This is a genomic window from Vibrio hepatarius, assembly GCF_043642085.1.
Lineage (GTDB): Bacteria > Pseudomonadota > Gammaproteobacteria > Enterobacterales > Vibrionaceae > Vibrio > Vibrio hepatarius_C.
In genome coordinates this window covers 21,982-36,860 of the sequence record NZ_JBHZSA010000011.1, presented here as the reverse complement: position 1 = coordinate 36,860, position 14,879 = coordinate 21,982, and the positions used below count along the sequence as shown (strand labels likewise).

At 45.7% G+C, this 14,879-nt stretch carries 10 protein-coding genes; 5 read left to right on the top strand and 5 right to left on the bottom strand.

Features of this window, described 5'->3' with window-relative positions:
* Nucleotides 1-154 precede the first annotated feature (154 nt).
* Nucleotides 155-2,704 carry a DUF294 nucleotidyltransferase-like domain-containing protein gene (locus ACHUFZ_RS17455; protein WP_394128136.1) on the top strand — a complete coding sequence of 850 codons (2,550 nt, stop codon included), beginning with the start codon at nucleotides 155-157 and terminating at the stop codon, nucleotides 2,702-2,704.
* A gap of 27 nt (nucleotides 2,705-2,731) precedes the next feature.
* Here ACHUFZ_RS17455 and ACHUFZ_RS17450 read toward each other — a convergent pair whose 3' ends face one another.
* A complete protein-coding gene (locus ACHUFZ_RS17450) occupies nucleotides 2,732-4,390 on the bottom strand; it encodes an electron transfer flavoprotein-ubiquinone oxidoreductase (RefSeq protein ID WP_394128135.1) in 1,659 nt (552 codons plus the stop codon).
* 107 nt (nucleotides 4,391-4,497) lie between these two features.
* Here ACHUFZ_RS17450 and ACHUFZ_RS17445 point away from each other — a divergent pair, with 107 nt between their 5' ends.
* Together ACHUFZ_RS17445 and ACHUFZ_RS17440 are read left to right on the top strand one after the other, a co-directional pair.
* Complete coding sequence (locus ACHUFZ_RS17445) at nucleotides 4,498-5,250, top strand: electron transfer flavoprotein subunit beta/FixA family protein (RefSeq protein ID WP_394128134.1); 753 nt, start codon at nucleotides 4,498-4,500, stop codon at nucleotides 5,248-5,250.
* Nucleotides 5,251-5,259: 9 nt separating this feature from the next.
* Nucleotides 5,260-6,219: an electron transfer flavoprotein subunit alpha/FixB family protein gene (locus ACHUFZ_RS17440; RefSeq protein ID WP_394128133.1), complete on the top strand. Its 960-nt coding sequence runs from the start codon at nucleotides 5,260-5,262 to the stop codon at nucleotides 6,217-6,219.
* A 14-nt stretch (nucleotides 6,220-6,233) separates the two neighbouring features.
* Here ACHUFZ_RS17440 and ACHUFZ_RS17435 read toward each other — a convergent pair whose 3' ends face one another.
* The 4 genes from ACHUFZ_RS17435 to ACHUFZ_RS17420 form a co-directional block, all read right to left on the bottom strand.
* Nucleotides 6,234-7,370 carry a dihydrolipoamide acetyltransferase family protein gene (locus ACHUFZ_RS17435; RefSeq protein WP_394128132.1) on the bottom strand — a complete coding sequence of 379 codons (1,137 nt, stop codon included), beginning with the start codon at nucleotides 7,368-7,370 and terminating at the stop codon, nucleotides 6,234-6,236.
* Complete coding sequence (locus ACHUFZ_RS17430; RefSeq protein ID WP_134836400.1) at nucleotides 7,367-8,350, bottom strand: alpha-ketoacid dehydrogenase subunit beta; 984 nt, start codon at nucleotides 8,348-8,350, stop codon at nucleotides 7,367-7,369. The genes ACHUFZ_RS17435 and ACHUFZ_RS17430 overlap by 4 nt, the downstream gene beginning before the upstream one ends.
* Nucleotides 8,343-9,449: a pyruvate dehydrogenase (acetyl-transferring) E1 component subunit alpha gene (gene pdhA, locus ACHUFZ_RS17425; RefSeq protein WP_394128131.1), complete on the bottom strand. Its 1,107-nt coding sequence runs from the start codon at nucleotides 9,447-9,449 to the stop codon at nucleotides 8,343-8,345. Before pdhA ends, ACHUFZ_RS17430 begins: the two co-directional genes overlap by 8 nt.
* A gap of 474 nt (nucleotides 9,450-9,923) precedes the next feature.
* A complete protein-coding gene (locus ACHUFZ_RS17420) occupies nucleotides 9,924-11,471 on the bottom strand; it encodes an alanine/glycine:cation symporter family protein (RefSeq protein ID WP_394128130.1) in 1,548 nt (515 codons plus the stop codon).
* Nucleotides 11,472-12,029: 558 nt separating this feature from the next.
* Here ACHUFZ_RS17420 and ACHUFZ_RS17415 point away from each other — a divergent pair.
* On the top strand, nucleotides 12,030-12,569 hold the full coding sequence (locus ACHUFZ_RS17415; protein WP_053439852.1) for a DUF3332 domain-containing protein: 540 nt from the start codon (nucleotides 12,030-12,032) through the stop codon (nucleotides 12,567-12,569).
* 216 nt (nucleotides 12,570-12,785) lie between these two features.
* Nucleotides 12,786-14,786: a HAMP domain-containing methyl-accepting chemotaxis protein gene (locus ACHUFZ_RS17410; protein WP_394128129.1), complete on the top strand. Its 2,001-nt coding sequence runs from the start codon at nucleotides 12,786-12,788 to the stop codon at nucleotides 14,784-14,786.
* Nucleotides 14,787-14,879 lie beyond the last annotated feature (93 nt).

Here is a 14,879-nt window from a genome sequence, read left to right as displayed (position 1 = left end):
GGACACATACTAGGAAAGTGGCAGTTTATAAATATTGATTTGAATTAATTAACGGGTCGGCACTATAGGCGTGGTGATTGGTGGTTAATAAAAATGCAACGCACATCACGTTATGAGTGTTTTATCAATATGATGCTAGGTTAAGTGAAACTGAATGAAAATTTCTGAACATGCAGATCGTACTGAACGACTATTTGGTGTACGTGGCGAAGATATTCACCGCTGGATCGATGGCTTTTTTGACCATAATGGCCAAGAGCATGGCGAAACCATGGCAAAGGAGCTTGATTTTGATCCGTACTCCCACCGCCGTTTCCGTCACTGTAAAGAGGCGTTCTCTGAAGCTATCAAGGAATTTGGTGGCAAATACACGAATCAACAAATCCGCGATGTCTTTGAAGCTCATATACGTGATGATTACCATGGATATTTACCTAGCCGAGCTGACTTTGAGAATGGCTCGTTTGCCGCGAAATACCACGATGTAGACCAAGATGAAGCATTAGGTGATGTGCTTGATGAGAGTGAATTGGCGGACTATTTTAACGGACTAAGTCGAGAGGATGACGAACCGAGCACGCCTTTGAGTCAGTTCAACTTGCGCATTATCTTGCCGACCATCACAGCTATCGTGCTATTCATTACCGCGATTGTTTACGTGATTCTTCCTCTTGTAGAAAACTCAATGATGAGTCAAAAGCGTCAGATGCTGCAAGAGCTGACCTCAACAGCGGTAAGTGTGATTGATAGCTACGTCGCTCTAGAGCAGCGCGGCATCTTAACCTTGCCAGAAGCACAGCAAAAAGCCGCCATGGAAATCAAATCCATGCGCTATGGACCTGAAAATAAGGACTATTTCTTTATCACTGACATGCAGCCGAAAATGGTTATGCATCCTTATCGTAGTGATCTCACCAATCAAGATTTAACTCATTATGTTGGCAATGACAGCGGTCGCTCAATTCCTGTCTTTGTCGAAATCACCAAGCTCGTCAGAGCGTCGCAACATGGATTTATTGAGTACCAATGGCAATGGAAAGATGACCCAACCATCACCGCACCAAAGATGACCTATGTTGAAGGGGTAGAGGAGTGGCAATGGATCGTCGGAACAGGGGTCTACTTTAATGACGTTCAGCATGAAATAGATAAGCTTGAAGGGACTTTGTTCCGCATTTTCGTCGCAATTACGCTTGGGTTAGTGGCGATCATGTTTTATGTGATTGGTCAGTCAAAGGTGATAGATCGCCGTAAAAAGCGCGCAGAACGTGCTTTGCATGAAGCGAAAAACCGCTATAAAGCCTTAGTTGAGTCGTCAAATGAAGGCTATATCCTAGAGGCAGACGGAAAAATCATCTTTTCTAACAGTCGTTTACACCAACTGCTTGGTTATACCGACACGGAACTGAAATCGGGGTCAATTTGGCAGGAGCTGTTCTCTGACTTACCGCAAAATAGCCGCGTATTACGTCATTTAATGAAGCTGTTTAATCATGAAACTGAGCCTGCTGAATTCGAGGCGCAGATCGTGACTAAAAGTGGCCGCACCATCGACATTATTTTGAGTACGTCACGTATCTTTTTGTCGGAAAAGCTTGGCCATGTAATTTCATTTCGCCCAATTGTGCGCAAAATTTACGGTGGCAGCTTTGGCTCGGTAAATCCTACATCAGATTATCAAAAGACCAGTGCCAGTATCGTCGTCGACATCGAACAAGGTGAGAGTCACAGCCACGTCATTGAATCTTTGAATCGATTGACGGACTTAATCCGAGAGATGATTTCCGCCGGTACTCGTCCAGATTATCTACGCCGTTTGATTGGCAGTACCTATGATGCTGCCATATGTCGATTTATTGATTTAACCATTGAAGAGATCGGCGAGCCTCCGGTACCTTTCTCTTTTCTATCCTTTGGTAGCAATGCGCGCCACGATATGACGCTGTTCTCTGATCAAGACAATGCGATTGTGTTTGAAACGCCGGATGATCAAGACTTGAAAGCAATACGCCGCTACTTTTTGCACTTAGCTGAAAGAGTCTGTGCGATGCTCAACCAAGCAGGTTACAGCTATTGTGACGGATTGATCATGGCGTCTAACCACCAATGGTGTTTAAGTGAAAAAGAGTGGAAACACAACTTCAGCCAATGGATTGAGCAAGCGACACCCGACTCGATCTTAGAACTTAATGTGTTTTTTGATATTCGCTCGACTTATGGCGAAAGCGTGTTGGCTGACAATATTCAAACTCATATACAACAGACACTTAAAGACACTCCTAGCTTTTTACTGACCTATGCACAGCACTGTTTAGCGCATCAAGTTCCTACATTGGATGAGGCGGGATCTACAGCCATTAACCTTAAAGAGTGTCTAAGGCCAATTGAACTGTTTGCTCGCTTATATGCGTTAAAACTCAATATCAGAGAGAGCAATTCGTTATCACGCTTAAAAGGTGTACTTGCCGCGGGTGAAACAGATGCCAAGATATATCGTGAAATGGTTTACTTGTTTGATCATATTTGGCAGTTACGCTTTATGAACCAAATCATTGAATACAGCGACTTACGTCAAGTGAATGACCTATTACCCCTCAATGACTTAACCGTTATTGAGCAGCAGTTATTTAAGAACGTGCTGAGCCGGTTGTCACTGTTCCGAGATAAAATCCGCGCTGATTTTGAGATTGAAGAGGCGCAATAGCCCGCGAGTTGGAACTCAAAACCTAGATTACATGGCGTTGTAGTTAGGCCCACCACCTTCTGGTGGACGCCATGTGATGTTTTGCGATGGGTCCTTTATATCGCAGGTTTTACAGTGTAAACAATTGGCCGCGTTGATCTGAAATTTGCGTTTGCCATCAACTTCGATCACTTCGTAAACGCCCGCCGGACAGTATCGCTGGCTTGGCTCATCAAACAGCGTCATATGACTAGACAGCGGCAAGTCTGAGTCGGTCAAAATCAGATGGCACGGCTGATTTTCCTCATGGTGCGTTGAAGACAAATAGACCGACGACGTTTTATCAAAGCTGAGCACGCCATCAGGCTTATTGTAGTGAATCGGTTGGCAGCGTGAACGTTCATGAAGGTCCACGTAATCAGCTTGAGGATCTGATAAGTTCCAAGGGCTAGAGTCCCCACTTAAACGTTGCCACAGGTTTTGCTCAAATGTCGCGAGAGCACCGCCCCAAATTGGCCCGAATTGATGAATCGCGCCTGGAAAGTTTCGATGTTGATTGAGTTCTTGATACAGCCAAGAATCGATAAACAGAGAGTGGTAGTCCGGTTCGGATTCTTCTTGATAAAGCGCGGTAAATATTGCTTCACCAGCCAGTAGCCCGGATTTCATAGCGGTATGACAGCCTTTGATTTTGGCTGAGTTGAGCGTGCCTGCATCACAGCCGATGAGTAAACCACCGGGAAACTGTTGCTTAGGCAGTGAAAGCAAACCACCTTTTGCCAAAGCTCGCGCACCATAAGCGATTCGCTCTGCCCCTTCTAAAAAGGGAGCAATGGATGGATGGTGCTTGAAGCGCTGAAATTCTTCAAAAGGGCTTAAATAGGGATTGTGGTAGTTAAGGTCTGTGATCAAACCGACCGCGATAAGGTTATCTTCTAAGTGATAAAGAAAACCACCTCCATTGGCTTGGGACTCGGTTAGCGGCCAGCCTGTTGTATGCACCACTTTACCCTGAGAATAGAGAGGGTGATCATCACTGACTTTCCAAACCTCTTTAATACCCAGCGCGTAGTGCTGCGGCTGTGAATCGGTCGCCAAATTAAACTGTGAAACCAAGCTTTTACCAAGGTGGCCCCGAGCGCCTTCGGCAAATACAGTGAACTTGGCATTTAACTGAACGCCAGCTTGAAAGCCATTTTTACGCTGCCTGTCTCTATCTAACCCCATATCTGCGGTGATTACGCCGCAAACTTGGCCAGACTCGTCATAGCAAACATCACTCGCTGGGAAGCCTGGAAAGATCTCTACGCCCATTTTCTCGGCTTTATCGGCTAACCATTGGCACAGTTTGCCGAGGCTAATAACATAGTTACTTGAGTCATTGTGCAAAGAGCTAGGACTAAGAAACTTCGGCACACCAACATGATTATGTTTACTGGTTAGGTAGAGTAATTGGTCACTTGATACTTGGGTTTGAACCGGAGCGCCTTGTTCTGACCAGTCAGGGAAAAGCTCATCAAGTGCACGGGTTTCAAACACGGCGCCAGACAATATATGTGCACCAACTTCAGGCCCTTTTTCGACCACACAAATAGAGACAGGTTGGTCGCGTTGCTTAGAAAGTTGTGCAAGCTTGCAAGCGGCAGATAGGCCAGCGGGTCCTGCACCAACAATCACTACATCAAAGTCCATGCTTTCTCGTTCCATCGCTCTATATCCAATACAAGTGATCAGTATCACTAAATATAGTTTCAGTTGACGTAAACGTAAACTTTACTAAGCTCAATTTATTGGATTGTATTTCGGAGAGTACGATGAAATTTCTAGTAGCGATTAAGCGTGTCGTCGACCCCTATGTCAAAGTCCGCATCAAGTCAGATGGGACGGGTGTCGAAACCGATAATGTCAAAATGGCGATTAATCCGTTCTGTGAAATCGCGGTTGAAGAAGCAATACGCCTGAAAGAAGCAGGTGTGGCTGATGAAGTGATTGTCGCTTCACTCGGTGGTGATGAGTGTCAGGAACAATTGCGCTCAGCATTAGCGTTGGGCGCAGATAGAGCGATTCATGTCAGTGTTAATCAAACTTGTCAGCCACTCAGCGTGGCTAAAGTGCTAAATGCGTTAATGGATAAAGAGCAAGCAGGCATCGTGCTACTTGGTAAGCAATCCATTGATACCGATAACAGTCAAGTGGCGCAGATGTTAGCGGCGTCAACCAGCCGACCTCAAGCAACGTTCGCCTCTAAGTTAACCGTTGATGGCGATTATGTTGAAGTAGAAAGAGAGGTCGATGGCGGCTTAGAACGGCTTAGGTTGGCGTTGCCAGCGATTGTCAGCACCGATCTACGTTTGAATGAACCGCGTTATGCCTCTTTACCCAACATCATGAAAGCCAAACGTAAGCCCATGGAAGTTGTGACTCCTGATGAGCTAGGCGTTGTGATAAAAGATTCTCAAACGATCATTGAAGTGATGGCTCCTCCGGTGAGAAGTGCTGGCGTGAAGGTAGCAAGTGTCGATGAGTTGGTCAATAAGCTGCGTAATGAAGCTAAAGTGATTGATTAAGGAGCTTCCATGAGTAATCGAATCCTTATTGTTGCCGAGCATGACGGTAAAGCATTATCCTCAGGCACGTTAGCGACCATAGAAGCAGCTAGCCAAGTTTCAAAGCATGCGAACGATGCGCCACTGGATTTACTGTTGATTGGTGAGATATGCGACGATCTGGTTCAGGCATGTACCAACTTACCGTTACTAACAAAAGTCGTGGTGGTATCAGACCCGCGGCTGAATACCCCATTGAGTGAACGTCTTGCGCCTATGATTGCTGCTATGGCCGGGGCCTATTCTCATATCCTCACATCCGCGAGTTCCTTTGGTAAAGATCTCTCACCAAGAATTGCTGCATTGCTCGATGTAGGACAGCTCTCTGACGTGATTGGGATAGAAGCAGCCGACACCGTGATTCGACCTATTTATGCTGGTAATGCTTTAGCACGGGTTTCTTCTCAAGATGCGGTTATCGTCATGACGATTCGTGAATCAGCGTTTGAGAAAATCAGCAGTGATCCACAAGCGAGTGTGTCTGTTGAAGCGATAGATGTTGATGTGCCATCCATTTACACCGAGATGTTAGGGCAAGTGGTGACTGAAAGTGCTCGTCCTGATCTTTCTGCTGCTGACGTGGTTGTTTCTGGTGGGCGTGGTGTGGGCAGTAAGGAAAACTTCGCGATGGTAGAAGCGTTAGCCGATAAGTTAGGCGGCGCGATTGGTGCCTCTAGAGCAGCCGTTGATGCCGGATTTGTTACCAATGATCTGCAAGTTGGCCAGACAGGTAAGATTGTCGCGCCTAAGCTCTATATTGCAATTGGTATTTCTGGCGCAATTCAACATTTGGCAGGTATGAAAGACTCAAAAGTCATCGTCGCCATCAATAGTGATCCAGACGCGCCAATTTTTGAAATAGCTGATTATGGCTTAGTCGGGGATCTATTTACCTTGTTGCCAGAACTGATTGAAAAGATCGACCGCTAAGGTTAGAAGTGTGTCTAAGATAAATGCTCGACCAGTTTTTTGGTAAACCTTGCGGCTTCACCGCCGGTACAGGCGCGGTGGTCAAAGGTGATCGATAGTGGCATCACTTTAATCGCTATTGGTTTGCCATTATCCATTATGACCCGTTCAATGATTCGTCCTGCGCCAACGATCGCCACTTGTGGTGGAGAGACCACTGGTGTGGCAAATATCCCAGCAATCGCGCCAAAGTTAGATAGAGTAATGGTTGCGTTTTGTAGGCTTTCTCGACCAATTTTACGCTCTCGAATCCCTTTGACGGTTTCATTAAGCCAGTTTCGTATATCATCATTGTTAAAGGTCTCCGCGTGTTTAAGTACCGGAACGTACAAACCGTGGCTACTGTCTACCGCGATACCGATGTTGACTCTGCTATGCACACACCGTGTCATGGTTTCTGCATCAAACCATGCGTTCATCGCAGGCTCTTGCTGACAGGCATAAACCACCGCTTTAATTAATCGGCCAGAAATGTCTTCAGAACTTGACCAGTTTGCGAGGCTCGCCTCTTCAGTGATCGTAACCGCAGCAACGTTATGGTGAGAGTCTGACATGGTCGACACCATGGTACGTCTCGCCCCTTTAAGGACTTCTGTCCCTGGGCTTTGTTTACGTGCTTCAGTGTAGATATCGGCATCGGTGATCATCCCATTTGCGCCGCTACCATCAACGGTATTCAAGTCGACGCCAAGCTTCTTCGCCAAAAGCCTTGCAGAAGGCAGCGCAGTCACGAGCTCTTCATTGCTGGGGTTATGAGTGCTGCCAATCCAAAAGTCATCGACATCGACTTGGTGTGTAGTGTGAGAGACATTACCTACCACAGTAGCAGCATCTGTTTTTTGATTTTGTTGTGTCGCCGTAGAACCCACCAGTTCAGGTTGCTCTTCTATTTCAAGCAGCAGTGCACCAATGTTGATGACATCACCCGCGTCACCATGACGGCTAACCACGACGCCAGAATAGGGGGCGGGAACCTCGACAACTGCTTTGGCCGTTTCAACCGTTAGTACCACTTGATCTAGCTCTACGCTGTCACCAACATTGATGTGCCATTCGACAATCTCAGACTCGGCAAGTCCTTCACCGAGATCGGGTAATAAGAACGTTTTCATTTCCATCCCTCCACGAGCTCTCTAGCAGCGAGCACAATGTCTTGCTCCTCAATCATGAAATAATCTTCGTTTCTGTAATAAGGCATGATGGTATCCATACCCGTTACACGCTTCGGCGGTGCTTTGAGTAAACACATCGCATGTTCGGCGGTGCGAGCCAAAATCTCAGCTCCTACGCCACAGGTCCGGCTCGCTTCATGGACAACAAGCAAACGTCCGGTTTTCTCTAACGAACGTAAAATCGTGTCCATATCAATCGGTTTGATACTGGCTAGATCAATCACTTCGACTTCAATCCCTTGTGATGAAAGCGTCTGTGCGGCTTGAAGCGACTCCACTACGCAAGCGCCCCAGGTTACTAACGTTATGTCGCGGCCTTTACGCAGGGTAAAGCAGGTATCGAGTGGCAGGGCTTCGCCACTGTCGATAACGTCAGATTTGACGGTGCGATAGATACGCTTTGGCTCAAAGAACATAACGGGGTCGTTACTACGGATAGAGGCGAGTAGTAAACCGTAGGCGCGTTGAGGCGAGGAAGGGATCACGACTTTAAAGCCAGGAATATGGGCAAATAACGCTTCAACACTTTCAGAGTGGTGCTCTGGTGCGTGTATACCGCCCCCAAAAGGAGCGCGAAAAACCGCAGGGCAGGTTAATCGTCCGCGAGTTCGGTTTCGCATTCGCGCTGCATGACACATTAAGTGCTCCATTGCGGGGAAGACAAACCCTTGGAATTGGAACTCAGCGATCGGGCGTAAACCTTGTGACGCCATGCCGACGGTAACGCCGCCAATCAGCGCTTCGGCGAGCGGTGAATCAATCACTCGTTTAAGGCCAAATCGTTCCTTAAGACCTACCGTTGCTCTAAAGACTCCGCCATTATCGCCAACATCTTCACCAAGGAGTACGACGCTCGGGTCTTTATCCATCTCATGATGCAGTGCAAGGTTGACCGCTTCTACTAATGTCAATTCAGCCATGTTTGCCTCCTTGCATTCGCATTGCTTTGTTTATCAATTGGTCGCGCTGTTGATTGAGCTCAAGTGGCGCTTGTTCATAGAGATAATCAAAGGCAGTTTCTGGCGCCTGTGGGGGCAGGTTCATGTAATGCTCGACAGCAGTTTCGACTTGCTCTTTACATGCTGTCAGCCACGCTTGTTCTTGCGCATCACTCCAAGCGTTCTTTGTAATAAGGTAGGCTTTTAGTCGAACGATGGGTTCGTACTGCCAAGCCTCGGTGAGTTCGTCATTACTACGATAACGGCTCGCGTCATCGGCAGTGGTGTGGTCGCTAAGTCGATAACTTATCGCTTCTATCAGTGTCGGACCTTTGCCTTTGCGTGCTCGGTCTAGGGCAGCCAGTACGCAGTCATGTACGGCGACCACATCATTGCCATCGACCGTAATGCCATGAATACCCGCGCCTTTGGCCTTGTCTGATAAGAACTCTGCGGCAGATTGGAGCGCGCGCGGAACGGAAATCGCCCATTGATTGTTATTGACGACAAACACTAAAGGCAAGTTCCAAGCCCCAGCACAGTTAATGCTTTCGAGAAAATCCCCTTTTGAGGTTGCGCCATCACCACACGTGACGAGGGCGGCGTGGTGTTGGTGCTCGATTTTGAGCGCAGCAGCGACACCGACGGCGTGAGTGCATTGAGTCGCGATAGGCACACAAAATGGTAAATCACGGCAATGCTCGGGTGATTCACCTTCGTTCGGTGTGACGTGAAAATCACTACCGCGTTCATCACCGCCCCAGTATTGAAGGTTTTTTTCCATTGGAATGCCTCTAACCCACATGGCGGGCATGTCCCGATAGTAGGGGATGAAGACATCTCTTGGGTGCATGGCATGGCCGATCGCCACCCCATAGGCTTCTGAACCTAAATGAGAGGGGTAGGTGCCAAGTTTACCGGTTCGTTGTAAGGCGACCGCTTTATTGTCATAGGTTCGAGTTAGTACCATATCTTTATAGAATCGTACTAAGGTTGATATGTCTGCCCATGCTGGTAGCTGGTTGACTGATTCTCCTTGAAAATCAATAAACCTTAGCATCGGAAGTGTCTGAACATTCATTACTATCTCCTTGATATCGCCAAAGGTGGATCGCACCGATAGCAATGTTCTTTGGCACACAAATCATGTTTCGATAGTGGGCCAAGATAGATACCTAAACTTCATACTTCTCTTGACGCAAATTGAAATAACCTACTGACTGCTTGTTGGTAGCGAAAGTTTTTGTCTGAAAACCTCCGATAAAGTAGCGAACAATTTCAAATGCGCTGGTTATTTATAAGTGTAACCAAAATGTTAAAAATGGCTAATCGACAGAATGAAATAGAGGGGAGGGGTTGGACCTTGGCAGAAAACGACTGGAGGATCATTCTAGTTTTTGAATTCGGCTTTGGCGAAAGCTAGAGCTTTATACTTATGAGTGATAAATCAGCGAAACAAAGGTTTGTTTGTTGTTAGTGAAAAAATGACAATAAAAAACAGCAGACCGAGGCCTGCTGTTTTGTTTTCAGTAATGATTAAGCGATGTGCTTAGAATTACTCTGGCTGTTGCGTTAGCTTGCCTTCTTGCTGAACTTTGTAAACCTTACCTGCGTTGAAACGCTCTAGGTAGTCAGCTAGGTCGCGCTTAACTTCTGGTACTAGGATGTAAAGACCAACAATGTTCACGAGTGCCATTGCAAAGATCATCGCATCAGAGAAGTCGATAACTGGACCTAGGTTCATTGCTGCGCCAATCACAACAAACACACAGAATTTAACTTTGAAGATAAGCTCTGCTGTTTTGCTCTCACCGAATAGGTAAGTCCAAGCTTTCAGGCCGTAGTAAGACCAAGAAATCATCGTTGAGAATGCGAATAGCACTACTGCGATTGCAAGTACATATGGGAACCAGCTAATTGCACTACCGAATGCTGCAGAAGTCAGTTCTACACCCGCAAGACCAGTGTCAGTGTCTAGGTAACCAGTGATGATGATAACTAATGCCGTCATCGTACAGATAACAACCGTATCGATGAAGGGTTCTAGTAGTGATACGAAACCTTCGGACATTGGCTCTTTGGTTTTAACTGCTGCGTGAGCAATAGCTGCAGAACCCACACCCGCTTCGTTCGAGAACGCTGCACGTTTGAAACCTTGAATAAGAACGCCGATTACACCACCGGCAATACCTTCACCAGTGAATGCACCGTTAAAGATGGCAGCAAAAGCGTCATCGATTCGATCGTAGTTCATCGCAATGATGATTAGAGCAGCGCCAACATAGATAGTTGCCATGAAAGGAACAACTTTCTCTGTTACTTTCGCGATTGACTTGATACCACCGATGATCACGATACCAACGATAACCGCAAGGATCAGACCAAACAACCAACCTTTATCTGCGAAGAATGATGCATCACCACCTGTTACGCCTACAACCTGTTTGAATGCTTGGTTTGCTTGGAACATGTTACCGCCACCAAGTGCGCCACCAATTGCAAATACAGAGAATAGAACCGCAAGAGTACGACCAAGAGCAGCATTACCGCGCTTCGCTAGACCTTTGCTTAGGTAGTACATTGGACCGCCAGATACCGAACCGTCAGGGTTGGTATTACGGTATTTAACACCCAGAGCACACTCTACAAATTTGCTCGACATACCAAGTAGACCTGCAAGGATCATCCAGAATGTCGCACCTGCGCCACCAATTGAAACGGCTACAGCAACACCTGCGATGTTACCAAGGCCAACCGTACCGGATAGTGCAGTCGTTAGGGCTTGGAAGTGTGAAACTTCACCGTCAGCTTTCGCTTTTGGATTAGAAAACTTACCAGAGACTAACTCAACCGCGTGTTTGAAACCGCGAACGTTAATGAAGCCTAAGTAGAAAGTGAAGAAAGTTGCTGCAACAACTAACCAAAGAACAATCCACGGCACCTGTACGTCTGTAAAAGGGAACGGAATAGTCGAAAAGATCATTCCTACAAAAGGGTTAACGATAGGTGCAACGACTTCGTTGATTTTGTCATCCAAACTGGATGCCGCAGCGCTACCTGCAAATAAACTCGCCAATACGGCCAGCGATATACGCTTTGTCATGCTTTTCCTGCCTGTGAATAGAGGTTTATATTATTAATATTTATATGAAGTTGTGTTTTGTTACATTTGTGTAACCTTGCCTATTATTCATTTTATAAATATCTAAGCAACATCATTGATGGAAAATATGATCCAGCGAGCAATTCTAAATTTCGCTAATTGAAGTGTGATTTATTGAAATTAATCACTAGTAATTTACTTTTATTTTAGATGATGTGTCTGTTAATTGTTTGTAGTAGTGGTTTTATATTTCGATCTTGGCTGTGACAGATAACACTAATTGATTACTACTTAACCAGATAAACATGATGGAGGAGGGGGATTAATTAGAGAGAGATATTATGCTGGTTGCGTATAAATTAAGCATCTTGTCCTAGTCTTTTGATTGGATATTAATCAGCGAGTTTACAAGCGATGATTTATTCATCTGTAGGAATAAACCCAACTAAAAACAGAAACTTAACACAGTAAACTTTGTGTAAAATGTTTAGTAAGAATGTGGATTTAGAAATATTCAGGAGTATTATCAGCCACCTCAAATAATGATGGTGGTAAATTATGAAATCTAACGTTTTGAAAGTGGCAATTGTTGCTGGTTTAGGTCTAACTTCGTTAACAGGTTGTATGGGTCAAATGGCGACAACTGGTCTAGTATCTAAGTTCAACCTAGAAGTCGTTGATAACCGTTACGCTCGTGAAGGTATGTTCCTACTTCTTTCTCCTGCATACGGTATCGCGGGTACAGTCGATCTATTCGTGATCAACGCAATTGAATTCTGGACAGGTACTAACCCACTTTCAGGCAAGTCTCCAGCTGTAGTTGATACTCCAACTAAAAACTACATCAAAGTTAACGGCAGCTTGGACAGTTCACTAAAAGACGTACCACTGTCAAACAACTCTAGTGTTGATCACGCTACGATGCAGCAGATTGATGAGAACACAATGCAGATGGACATCACTTACATCGACGGTACACAAAAAGTACTACGTGGTGAGAAAGCTGAAGATAGCGTTGCGTTCTACCTAAATGATGAGTACGTAACAACAGTTTCAAATGACGAACTGACTAACTACGTAGCAACAACGAACATCTAATTGTTCTAGGCCTTTATACGCAATGTATAAGGGCCTTTCCTTTTTCTCTCATCTTCTATCCCTTTCGTCCTCTTTTTACTTTCTCCCTTACATCTAGCTTTGCTTCGCGTAGGACTACACTTATAACTAAAGTTTAGAAAACGTGAATAACAACTATTTTACATAATCGTAATAGCCGTTATATTGGTGCCGAGCCAAATATTAGGAGTTAGATGGATGAAACTCACGATATCAGGGAAGTTACAGCTAAGTTTTCTGTCACTTGCAGTACTTTTTATCGTTTCCGCATTTTTTACCTTTCGTAGCGTCAGCACGGTTGAAACACAGACGAGGTCATTGCTTGACCGCGACCTTCCGACCGTTGATGCAGGCCGTACACTTCAGCAATCCATTCATGCCACGGTGTCCTCTTTAAGAGCGTACATGCTGCTTGGTGGTGAAGAATCGCTGCAACAAACTCAGCAAGACAATCTAACTCAAGCGATTGACCGCGTAGAGATACTACTGATTTCACTCGAAGAGTTAGTTGATGAGCAGAGCTACCAAGAGATTGTGGCCAAGTGGGGTGCGGTGTCTCAGTCACTCAGTGAAATATCTGAGATGAGTCACAGTGAAGAAAACCTTCCAGCGCATGCTCTCTTTATTAATGAAGCGGCGCCTATCGCTGAAGTTGCATTGGACCAACTTCAAGGTTTGATCAATGATGAAGCTGGCAACACAGAAGGTGGCGAGCGTAAACGCTTATTCAGACTCTATGCAGACAGCTATACCTCACTTGCTAACGCACTTTCCTCTATGCGCGATTTTCTGCTTTACGGCAAGCAGGAACATCTAGATAAATACCAAGATTTCTTGAAATCTCATGCCAAATCAGTCGCTGAAATTGATTCTAAGGTTGAGCTTCTATCAAGCAGTGATCAGGGGCTGTGGTCATTATTTAAAGACATGCAACAGCTCTATTTTCCGCTCGCTGACCAAGTCGTTGCGTTAAGAAAAGCGCCAGACTGGAACTTAGCGAACCAAAAAATGGCGAATGAACTCGTGCCAGCGGTAGAGTCGCTAAATTCAAGCTTAGAAACGGTCATCAATAAGCAGCAAGCGTTAGCCGATCGCTCAGGGGAAGGTATCTTCCAATCAGTGAGCACGGTACTGCAGCTGCTTATCGCCTCAATTGCCGTTGTCGTCGTGGTGTCTGTCTCTACGGCGCACTTTATGGGTAAGAGCATTGGTCGCCGAGTTTCGGTGATATCAAAACGAGCGGAATCTATCGCAGATGGCGATGTGTCCCAATCGCCACTGAGCGTTGAAGGCAGTGACGAACTGGCAAGCTTAACTCAATCGATTAATAAGATGAACGATGAGCTCGCCAACATCGTCAAAGGCGTAACCAGCAAAGCGAATACCGTCAGCGGCAGTATGAGTGAACTATTGAACGCAAATGCTCAGACCGTGACTCAAGTTGATAGCCAAAAAGCGACCATGGATCTCGTTGGCCAGCAAGTTGGAGAGGTAAGCCAATCTGCTATTAATACGGCGCATCAGGCAGAGCAGTCAGCAAGTACGCTGGCTGAATCAAAAGTGCAAATTGAAGCGGGTTCAAAGGCATTAGATTTAAACAAAACTACGATTGGCACATTGCATGACACGATCGGTAAAGCAAGCGTTCAGGTTGATGCATTAAGCAAAGAAAGTGAAGCAATCGGCCGAGTAACCGAAGTGATTGAAGGGCTAGCGGAGCAAACGAATCTTCTGGCACTCAACGCAGCGATTGAAGCGGCGCGTGCCGGTGAATATGGTCGCGGCTTTGCTGTGGTTGCTGATGAAGTGCGTATGCTCGCGACAAGAACCACTGAATCAACGACAGAGATAAACAATATTGTTAATGCGATTCAAACGTCAACTAGAGCAGTTGTGAGTGAAATTGAGAAGAGTAAAACTCTGGCAGAGGAAGGGGCGAATCATACTGAAGAAGCTTATGGAACACTGAGCTCAACCACCCATCAAATTGAAGCGCTGAACCAACAGATGCAAGATCTGCTCAGTTCTGCGCAGCAGCAATCACACGCGACGGCAGAGATTCAATCTCTTATGGGGCAGGTGATTGCATCCGTTGAGGGTGTTGCAGAGATCTCCAACTCATCTGCGCAGATATCAAGTCAGGTTCGTGGGCAAGTTGAAGAGTTGAATGGTGAAATGGCTCAATTTAAAACCAATTAAACATAGTTAGCTAAGTAATTGTTGATAAGGATCTCATATCAAAATTCAAGCACGCTTAGCTATTGATATCTATACTATACCTATTAGATAACT

What these genes read in the sequence shown, in the direction of transcription:
- ACHUFZ_RS17455 (WP_394128136.1), top strand. Translation starts at nt 155, where the DNA reads ATGAAAATTTCTGAACATGCAGATCGTACTGAACGACTATTTGGTGTA.
- ACHUFZ_RS17450 (WP_394128135.1), bottom strand. Translation starts at nt 4,390, where the DNA reads ATGGAACGAGAAAGCATGGACTTTGATGTAGTGATTGTTGGTGCAGGA.
- ACHUFZ_RS17445 (WP_394128134.1), top strand. Translation starts at nt 4,498, where the DNA reads ATGAAATTTCTAGTAGCGATTAAGCGTGTCGTCGACCCCTATGTCAAA.
- ACHUFZ_RS17440 (WP_394128133.1), top strand. Translation starts at nt 5,260, where the DNA reads ATGAGTAATCGAATCCTTATTGTTGCCGAGCATGACGGTAAAGCATTA.
- ACHUFZ_RS17435 (WP_394128132.1), bottom strand. Translation starts at nt 7,370, where the DNA reads ATGAAAACGTTCTTATTACCCGATCTCGGTGAAGGACTTGCCGAGTCT.
- ACHUFZ_RS17430 (WP_134836400.1), bottom strand. Translation starts at nt 8,350, where the DNA reads ATGGCTGAATTGACATTAGTAGAAGCGGTCAACCTTGCACTGCATCAT.
- pdhA (WP_394128131.1), bottom strand. Translation starts at nt 9,449, where the DNA reads ATGAATGTTCAGACACTTCCGATGCTAAGGTTTATTGATTTTCAAGGA.
- ACHUFZ_RS17420 (WP_394128130.1), bottom strand. Translation starts at nt 11,471, where the DNA reads ATGACAAAGCGTATATCGCTGGCCGTATTGGCGAGTTTATTTGCAGGT.
- ACHUFZ_RS17415 (WP_053439852.1), top strand. Translation starts at nt 12,030, where the DNA reads ATGAAATCTAACGTTTTGAAAGTGGCAATTGTTGCTGGTTTAGGTCTA.
- ACHUFZ_RS17410 (WP_394128129.1), top strand. Translation starts at nt 12,786, where the DNA reads ATGAAACTCACGATATCAGGGAAGTTACAGCTAAGTTTTCTGTCACTT.